Here is a 7,913-nt window from a genome sequence, read left to right as displayed (position 1 = left end):
TTTGAAAAAAGGGTTCAACTTTAATTAAAAAGGCAAACCCCTATTTTTTTAACTTACACACTTTACGGGACAGTGTCCGACCGGAAAAAGAGTTCCGTTTGTTCAACTAGGTTATGCATTTAGCGCCATTTCAAAACCTATGATGGCGGTGTTCGTTTACCCGCTTTGGATTTTCTTTGCTCGAACCATCGACCGTTTTGGAAAAGGAATCCGTACTGGAGCAAGAGACGCAATCCTTTCCGATGAAGCCACTCCGCAAACTAAGGGAAAAATATTTGGTTTTCATCGTTCCATGGATACATTAGGCGCTGTCTTCGGTCCATCATTAGCACTACTCTACCTCTACTTCTACCCTGAAAATTACGTTACCCTATTCTACATTGCGTTCATTCCTGGACTTTTGGCGATAGCAGCCTCTCTATTGTTAAAGGAGAAAAAGAAAACTATTACATCCGAAATAAAAGCAACACCTTTCTTCTCCTTTTTGGGTTACTGGAAAGTAAGCCCACCAATGTACCGCAAAGTCGTTGTAGGCCTTTTAGCTTTCAACTTGTTTAACAGCTCTGACGTTTTCCTTCTACTTAAAGCCAAAGAATCTGGATTAAGTGACTCGCTGGTTATTGGTATTTATATTTTTTACAATCTCGTTTATGCTTTATTTGCTTTTCCAATAGGGATTTTGGCAGATAAAATAGGCTTAAAGAAAATGCTAGTTTTCGGAATAGGCATTTTTTCCATTGTCTATTTTGGTATGGGATTCAGTCAAAATATTTATGTTTTTGCTGGGCTTTTTGCTCTTTATGGAATCTACGCCGCAGCAACGGAAGGCATCTCTAAAGCGTGGATTAGCAATATTTCGAATAAAAAGGACATCGCAACTGCTATTGGCACCTATTCTTCTTTTCAAAGCTTTTTCACTATGTTAGCCAGTTCAATGGCTGGATTGATTTGGTACCAATTTGGAGCCGACGCTACTTTCATAGTTACCGCATGCGCCAGTATTTTAATTGGTTTATATTTTGTTCTCATGACCACCGAAAAAATATAATATGAATACCCTTCCATTAATTATACCCTTTTACCTTATAAACCACTTCCTATAACGCTTATATTATAACTAAAAATCTTATATTTGAGTAGCAGTACTCATTCACAAAACTATGTCAATAAAAATTAATATTCCCGAAAATATCGTAGGCTTAACCGATACACAAGTACAAGCTTCAAGCGACAAATTTGGTCAGAACAAACAAGTTTACAAGCAAAAACACAAATGGTGGTTAGCCCTCGCTGATCTATTCAAAGAGCCAATGTTACTATTATTGATAGCCGTCGCAATTATCTATTTCATCATGGGGCAAAATAACGAGGCGTACTTTATGCTAGCCGCAATAGTAGCTGTCTCGGGAATTTCTTTTTATCAAGATAACCGGAGTCGGATTGCAATTGAATCTTTAGAAAAATTGAATGAGCCACTTACTATGGTCTTACGAAATGGAGAACCTACAAAAATTCCCACGGCAGAAATTGTCATCGATGATCTGGTAATCGCGCAGGAAGGAAACACCATCAATGCAGACGGAGAAATCATACACAGTAATGATTTTTCAGTCAATGAATCCTTGCTAACCGGCGAACCCTATGCTGTTTTCAAGTCAGAAAAAACGGAGTTAAAATCTGTTTTCAGTGGAACACTAGTTGCTTCTGGATTAGCAGTTTATCGAGTAACTAAAATTGGCTCTAATACAGAAGTTGGAAAATTAAGTAGTTCCCTACAAAGCATCAAAGAAACCCCTTCCCCATTACAAGTTCAGATTCAAAATTTTGTAAAAGTGATGGCCATTATTGGCGTTGCTATTTTCTTATTAGTTTGGGGTGTCTATTTTTGGAAAACACAGAACATATTAACCAGTTTATTAAAAGGACTAACCCTCGCGATGTCAATTCTTCCCGAAGAAATTCCCGTGGCGTTTACTACTTTCATGGCCTTAGGGTCATGGAGACTAATGAAAGAAGGCGTTATAGTCAAAAAAATTAGAACCGTAGAAACCTTAGGAGGAGCGACCGTCATTTGTACCGACAAAACAGGAACACTGACAGAAAACAAAATGAGCCTGCAATCTGTTTATGCTTTTAGTAACGACAAATTATACGAAAGAGAGCATTGGAATACAGAAGAGGCTAAAAAAGTCATTGAAATCGCAATGTGGGCGAGCGAACCCGTGCCTTTTGATCCGATGGAAAAGACCTTGCATAAAGAGTATGCAAAAACAACAAACGACGATACCCGCAGAAAGTTTTCTATGGTACATGAATATCCGCTGGACGGGAAACCGCCCATGATGACGCACGTTTTTGAAAATAAGGACGGTAAACGTATTATTGCGGCCAAAGGTGGTCCCGAAACGATTATAAAGATATCCAACCTCAGCACAGATCAAGAAAAAAAAATTAATGATGCAATAACAGTATTGGCTTCGAAGGGGTATCGTATCCTTGGTGTTGGCTACTCTGATTATGCCGAAACCAATTACCCAAAAAACCAACAGGACTTACCTTTCTATTTTGTAGGCTTGGTTGTATTTTACGACCCTCCTAAACCAAATATACAAAGCGTAATTCAACAATTCTATGAAGCCGGTATCAAAGTAAAAGTTATAACGGGAGATAATACCATTACCACAAAAGCCATTGCTAAAAAAGCAGGAATTAAAAATTCTGATAGTGTGATGGAAGGCGAAGAATTCATGAAATTAAACGAAGTCGAAATGCTAAAAGCCATTCACGACACGACGCTTTTAACCCGCATGTTTCCAGAAGCTAAACTAGCCGTGATGAATGCCCTAAAAAAAGACAAGCAAGTGGTAGCCATGGTGGGCGATGGTGTAAATGACGGACCTGCATTGAAAGCTTCCAGTATAGGTGTGGCAATGGGAAAAAAGGGAACTGAAATTGCAAAAGAAGCCGCAGATCTAATTTTGGTTGATGATGATTTATCAAAAATGATTATAGCAATAGCGGCGGGACGTCGCATATATTCGAACCTTAAAAAAGCGGTACGTTATATCGTTTCCATCCATATTCCTATCATACTAACGGTATCTCTACCCTTATTTTTAGGGTGGATTTATCCCGATATTTTCACACCAGTTCACGTAATTTTCTTAGAATTAGTCATGGGGCCTATGTGCTCTATCGTATATGAAAATGAACCTGCAGAAAAAAACAGCATGCAACAAGCTCCAAGATCCATAGGTAGTACATTCCTATCGCTAAAAGAATTAGGAATAAGCATTGTACAAGGAATTGGGATTACAATAGGAATTTTATTTATGTATCAATGGACCGTCCAAAATGGAGCTAACGAACAACTAACACGAACAATGGTATTTACCACTTTAGTTTTTTCGAATGTGATACTGTCACTGGTAAACCGCTCGTTTTACTATTCTGTACTTACCTCGTTAAAAAATAAAAATAATATGATGGTAATTGCCAATTCAGTTACGTTATTTTTCCTAGCCTTGATTATATACGTAAATCCAATTGCCCGTTTCTTTGATGTTCTTCCTTTACAGCTTTCTCAAGTTTTAATTTGTTTGGCGGTAAGCAGCGTTTCAGTGCTTTGGATTGAAATCTGGAAATGGAACAAACGAAAAAATAATATACAACCCAACTAAACATAAAAATCATGAAAAATCCAATCGTATCTGTAGCCTGGCTTCATGAACATCTGCAGGATCCTGAATTAATTATTCTGGATGCTTCTCAAAAAGTAAATCAAAATAAAGACGAATCTCCACTTGAAGATCTCCAAATAAAAGGAGCACGCATTTTTGACATTAAAAATGATTTCAGTGATACTACAAATCCATTACCCAATACGGTACCAAATGCTGATGCTTTTGCAAAAGCAGCCCAAAAACTAGGCATTAATAAAGACAGTAAAATTGTAGTTTATGACAGCTTAGGAATATATACGAGTCCGAGAGCCTGGTGGTTATTCACCATTATGGGACATCATAATGTCTGGGTTCTCGATGGTGGTCTTCCCGCTTGGGCAAAAGAAAATCTTCCGGTCGAAAAACCCGAAAAAAGAACGTATAAAAGTGGCGATTTCGAATCTAAATTCAAACCCGAAATGGTAAAAACCACAGCGCAAATTTTAGGAAATATAGATTCAAAAGAAGCAGTTTTGATTGACGCGCGTTCTAGTGATCGTTACTTGGGAGAAACTAAAGAACCAAGAGCCGGACTACGCAGTGGACATATTCCCGGATCAATTAACATTCCATACTCTAATTTATTAAGTGAAGGAAAATTTCTATCCAAAGAAGAATTGACAAAAATACTGCCAAAACAAAATACTGCTTTATACTTTAGCTGTGGCTCTGGAGTAACGGCTTGTATTGATTTGATAGCCTACGAACTTATTGGAGATACGAACCCAAAAGCTGTTTATGATGGTTCATGGACAGAATGGGGACAAAACGAAAGTTTGCCAATTGAATAATCAAACCAGGAACGAAGAATATAAACTAGACAATCCTGTTTGGTATTCCTTATCAGAAAGCCATGAAAAACAAGCAATAAACTATGAAGACACTCAGTTTTACGATCCTGAATATTGTCCCTTTGGAGCGGCACTAGATACCAAGACGAGTTCCAACGCGATTGCTCACTATTCTAAATTATCTGCTAATTTTTTTATTGTTGGCGAAAAGCCAGAAATCCCCAATACTTTAAAAATAGAAAATGAATTGGTTTGTCTACAAATGATTGTTAGGGAACCAATAACAATTCCGATTAGCGATTCTATTGTAAAGCTAGAAGAAAGTCACAGAGAGGCCCTTCTTGGATTAGTCAAAATAGTGTATCCTGAATATTTCAAATCTAAAACAGCCACATTAGGTAACTATTATGGGATTTTCAAAGACAGTCAACTAGTCGCTGTTACTGGAGAACGAATGCAAATGAATGATTTTATTGAAGTCAGTGCTGTAATTACTCATCCTGATTACATTGGAAAAGGATACGCAAAACAGCTAGTAGCCCATACTGTTAATGCTATTTTGAATCAAAATAAAACAGCATTCTTACATGTATATGAAAAAAATATAGGTGCTATCAAACTATATGAAAAGTTAGGCTTTGAAACGAGGAGAAAAATCAGTTTTTGGAACATTATAAAGAAGGAAGAGTAAAACACTAATTAACCAGTGGTTGCGCCTACTTTTTTTTACAATAACTTGTTTTTTTCTACATTCGATACTGCTAAAATATATGAAACAATAAATACTTTGAAGTTATGAAAAACATAAATGCGTTCCTTTTTCCTTCCTTAATAATTGTCCTTTTTCTTTCTTCTTGCTCTTCAAAGAAAATTCCGATCCACGAACAAGACTATCCTTATATTATAGATGACCAAGTGCTGTACAATGAAATAGTGGATATGGACAGTACTTTTTTTCACGCCTACAACAACTGTGATATGGATACGCAAGCAGCAATCTATGCCGACAGCCTAGAGTTTTATCATGACAAAGGAGGATTGATGACCTCAAAACAAGAACTTCTAGACGCTACAAAAAGAAATATTTGCGGTAAAGTAACCAGAGAATTAGTAAAAGGAAGTGTTGAAGTATATCCTATCAAAGATTACGGTGCTGTAGAAATAGGATTGCATAAATTCTACAATAATCAGGAGCCCGCTGGAACTTCATCCAAAGCAAGTAAATTTATAATAATGTGGCAGTATAAAAACACCAAATGGCACATTACAAAGGTAATAAGCCTACATTAAAAATAAAAAATAGCTACCTTCTTAAAAAGTAGCTATTCCATTTTCTATAAAATTTGGCTTAGTTGTTACACAAGCATACCTAACCTGCATAGAAAGAATAGGTCGCTTAATTACTCCCAAAAGTTCTTTTCTTAATATGGTCGCAAAGTTATTCCGGTTTTATAGCTAAAGTATCAAAGTATCCTCTTTAAAATCACAATGCTACTCTCTATGCGCCACTTCATATTCATGACACATATCTGCACATTTACGACAGGCCTCAGCGCATTTTTTACAGTGTTCCATTTGTGGGTGTTTCTCGCACTCAGAGGCACATCTTTCGCACATTACTAAACAAACTTTTAAAAAGATATCTATATTCTCTGATTTCCGGTCCAATACTTGGGCTGTCAAACGACATAAGTCAGCACAATCCTGATCGTGCATCATACAAGCACTCATATCCATTTCCTTTTCTAATTGGCATGCATCATAACAATGTGTGCATTGTGCAGCACAAAATTGCAGTACCTCAATCATTTTTTGCTTTTCCATTGTAATCAATTTTTAGATTTATTTCCTTGTTTCTATTTTATACTCCAAATGGGAATGTTTCTGGCATTTGACTTCCATCGGGTTTTATGTGAAGTGGATGCAGTGCCGTAGTTTCGTCTAAATAAATGAAGGCGTTATATCGATATGGGATTTTAGACCGAACATAATTACCAAAATGCTCGTATTTAGGGCGATATACAACTCCGATGGCCCGATGGCCAAATTCACGTTCCCCAAGTTTATCTTTCATTTCATCGTTCATAAATACGATTCTGTCTCTAGCCTCGAGTTTGTGCAATTCATATTCCCAACTGTGCTTTACCGCTTCCGGAATTTTCATTACTTGCATCACATCGCCCCATTCCCGGCCCGCGATAACAGTCCCTTGATAAGAACCGAAGCCCACAGAAAACACCTCTTCTGGCTTGTGTTCTTCATTTATGATTTGGCCCACATTTACTGTTCCATCATTTACCATATCCGTAGCTCTTGCATCACCAATATGGGTGTTGTGTTCCCAAATGATACCCTTAGCGCCTGCGCCATAAAACTCCATAAGATTTTCTAAAGTATGAACCATATGACGATCCCGAATATTCCAAGATTTAGGCCCCGCAGTTACCATCGCACGATAATAGCGTTCTGCATTAACAATCACTTCCGCATTTTGTTTAATATTCATGGCATCTTCAGGATCTCCACTATACGTTGCAATTTCTCTTCTTATTTTTGTCAACAGATTAACTACTTCATCTTCGCAAGACAATGATACCATTCGTGCCGCCCGTGCATATTCTTGTCCTTCTCCTCTGTTGTAAGGTTCAAAACATTTTAAGGCAGCCATCGCAGCCTTTTTTGTTGCGGGATCTTTTTCTTCTAAATACTTAATAATCTCATCAAAAGACTCCCAAAGACTATAAACATCTAAACCATAAAACCCCACTTTATCTGCCTTAGAATAATTGTCATTATGTTCCCTTAGCCACTCAGCCAATGCAACAGTTTCCCAATTAGCCCACATCCAAGTTGGCCATCTATTAAAACAGTGGAGAACAGCTAGAGCCGAGTCGCCTGAATCAGGATAATTTTTTACATATCGGTTCAGGTTATAGCAGTCTGGCCAATCCCCTTCTACCGCAATAAATGAAAACCCTTTCTTTTCTATTAATTTTTTACTGATTTTCATCCGCAAAGTATAATATTCGTGGGTGCCATGAGAAGCTTCTCCTAATAGTACATATTTAGCATCACCAATTTTTTCAATCAGTTTATCCAAATCACTTTCTTCATTTAACTCTATTGAATTATCAAGAATTAACTTTCTCACATCTAAAATCCCAGGCGCTGTATACTTTGATTCAATCTTTTCCATACTTTTCTAAATATTTAAATTCCTAATTAGGTGTTTTTTAAATTAATTTAAGAAGCGTAAAAAGTGTAGGTCCTCTAGGCTATGGGTGATAATTAGCACTACATATAAATGCAATATTTTCATAGCCGCCATTTTTATACTAAGTAATAATGTCTTCGCAATCAAAAGTTAATTTGGCGTAAAAAGTCGATGGAGCAAAAAGAA

Annotated in this window: 6 protein-coding genes and 1 pseudogene; 5 read left to right on the top strand and 2 right to left on the bottom strand. The window is 37.0% G+C overall.

Annotated elements, in window-relative coordinates:
• Positions 1 to 94: 94 nt before the first annotated feature.
• The 5 genes and pseudogenes from QO182_RS16860 to QO182_RS16840 all read left to right on the top strand — a co-directional run.
• Positions 95 to 1,048, top strand: a pseudogene (locus tag QO182_RS16860) (MFS transporter); the annotation flags it as partial.
• Between the two features lie 112 nt (positions 1,049 to 1,160).
• The gene (locus tag QO182_RS16855; RefSeq protein WP_371536074.1) at positions 1,161 to 3,680 is read left to right on the top strand and encodes a cation-translocating P-type ATPase; all 2,520 of its coding nucleotides are present in this window, start codon (positions 1,161 to 1,163) and stop codon (positions 3,678 to 3,680) included.
• 11 nt (positions 3,681 to 3,691) lie between these two features.
• Positions 3,692 to 4,513 (top strand): sulfurtransferase, encoded by an 822-nt coding sequence (locus QO182_RS16850; protein ID WP_371536072.1) that lies wholly within the window; start codon positions 3,692 to 3,694, stop codon positions 4,511 to 4,513.
• Positions 4,506 to 5,204 carry a GNAT family N-acetyltransferase gene (locus QO182_RS16845; RefSeq protein ID WP_371536070.1) on the top strand — a complete coding sequence of 233 codons (699 nt, stop codon included), beginning with the start codon at positions 4,506 to 4,508 and terminating at the stop codon, positions 5,202 to 5,204. The genes QO182_RS16850 and QO182_RS16845 overlap by 8 nt, the downstream gene beginning before the upstream one ends.
• 104 nt (positions 5,205 to 5,308) lie before the next feature.
• Complete coding sequence (locus tag QO182_RS16840) at positions 5,309 to 5,803, top strand: nuclear transport factor 2 family protein (RefSeq protein WP_371536067.1); 495 nt, start codon at positions 5,309 to 5,311, stop codon at positions 5,801 to 5,803.
• A 201-nt stretch (positions 5,804 to 6,004) separates the two neighbouring features.
• Here QO182_RS16840 and QO182_RS16835 read toward each other — a convergent pair whose 3' ends face one another.
• Together QO182_RS16835 and QO182_RS16830 are read right to left on the bottom strand one after the other, a co-directional pair.
• Positions 6,005 to 6,322: a four-helix bundle copper-binding protein gene (locus QO182_RS16835; protein ID WP_371536063.1), complete on the bottom strand. Its 318-nt coding sequence runs from the start codon at positions 6,320 to 6,322 to the stop codon at positions 6,005 to 6,007.
• A 52-nt stretch (positions 6,323 to 6,374) separates the two neighbouring features.
• A complete protein-coding gene (locus QO182_RS16830) occupies positions 6,375 to 7,709 on the bottom strand; it encodes an erythromycin esterase family protein (RefSeq protein ID WP_371562941.1) in 1,335 nt (444 codons plus the stop codon).
• Between the last annotated feature and the right edge of the window lie 204 nt (positions 7,710 to 7,913).

The sequence above is a fragment of the Flavobacterium sp. Arc2 genome (assembly GCF_041431385.1).
Lineage (GTDB): Bacteria > Bacteroidota > Bacteroidia > Flavobacteriales > Flavobacteriaceae > Flavobacterium.
Note: the sequence above shows the minus strand (reverse complement) of the source record. Positions and strands in the feature narration are given on the sequence as shown.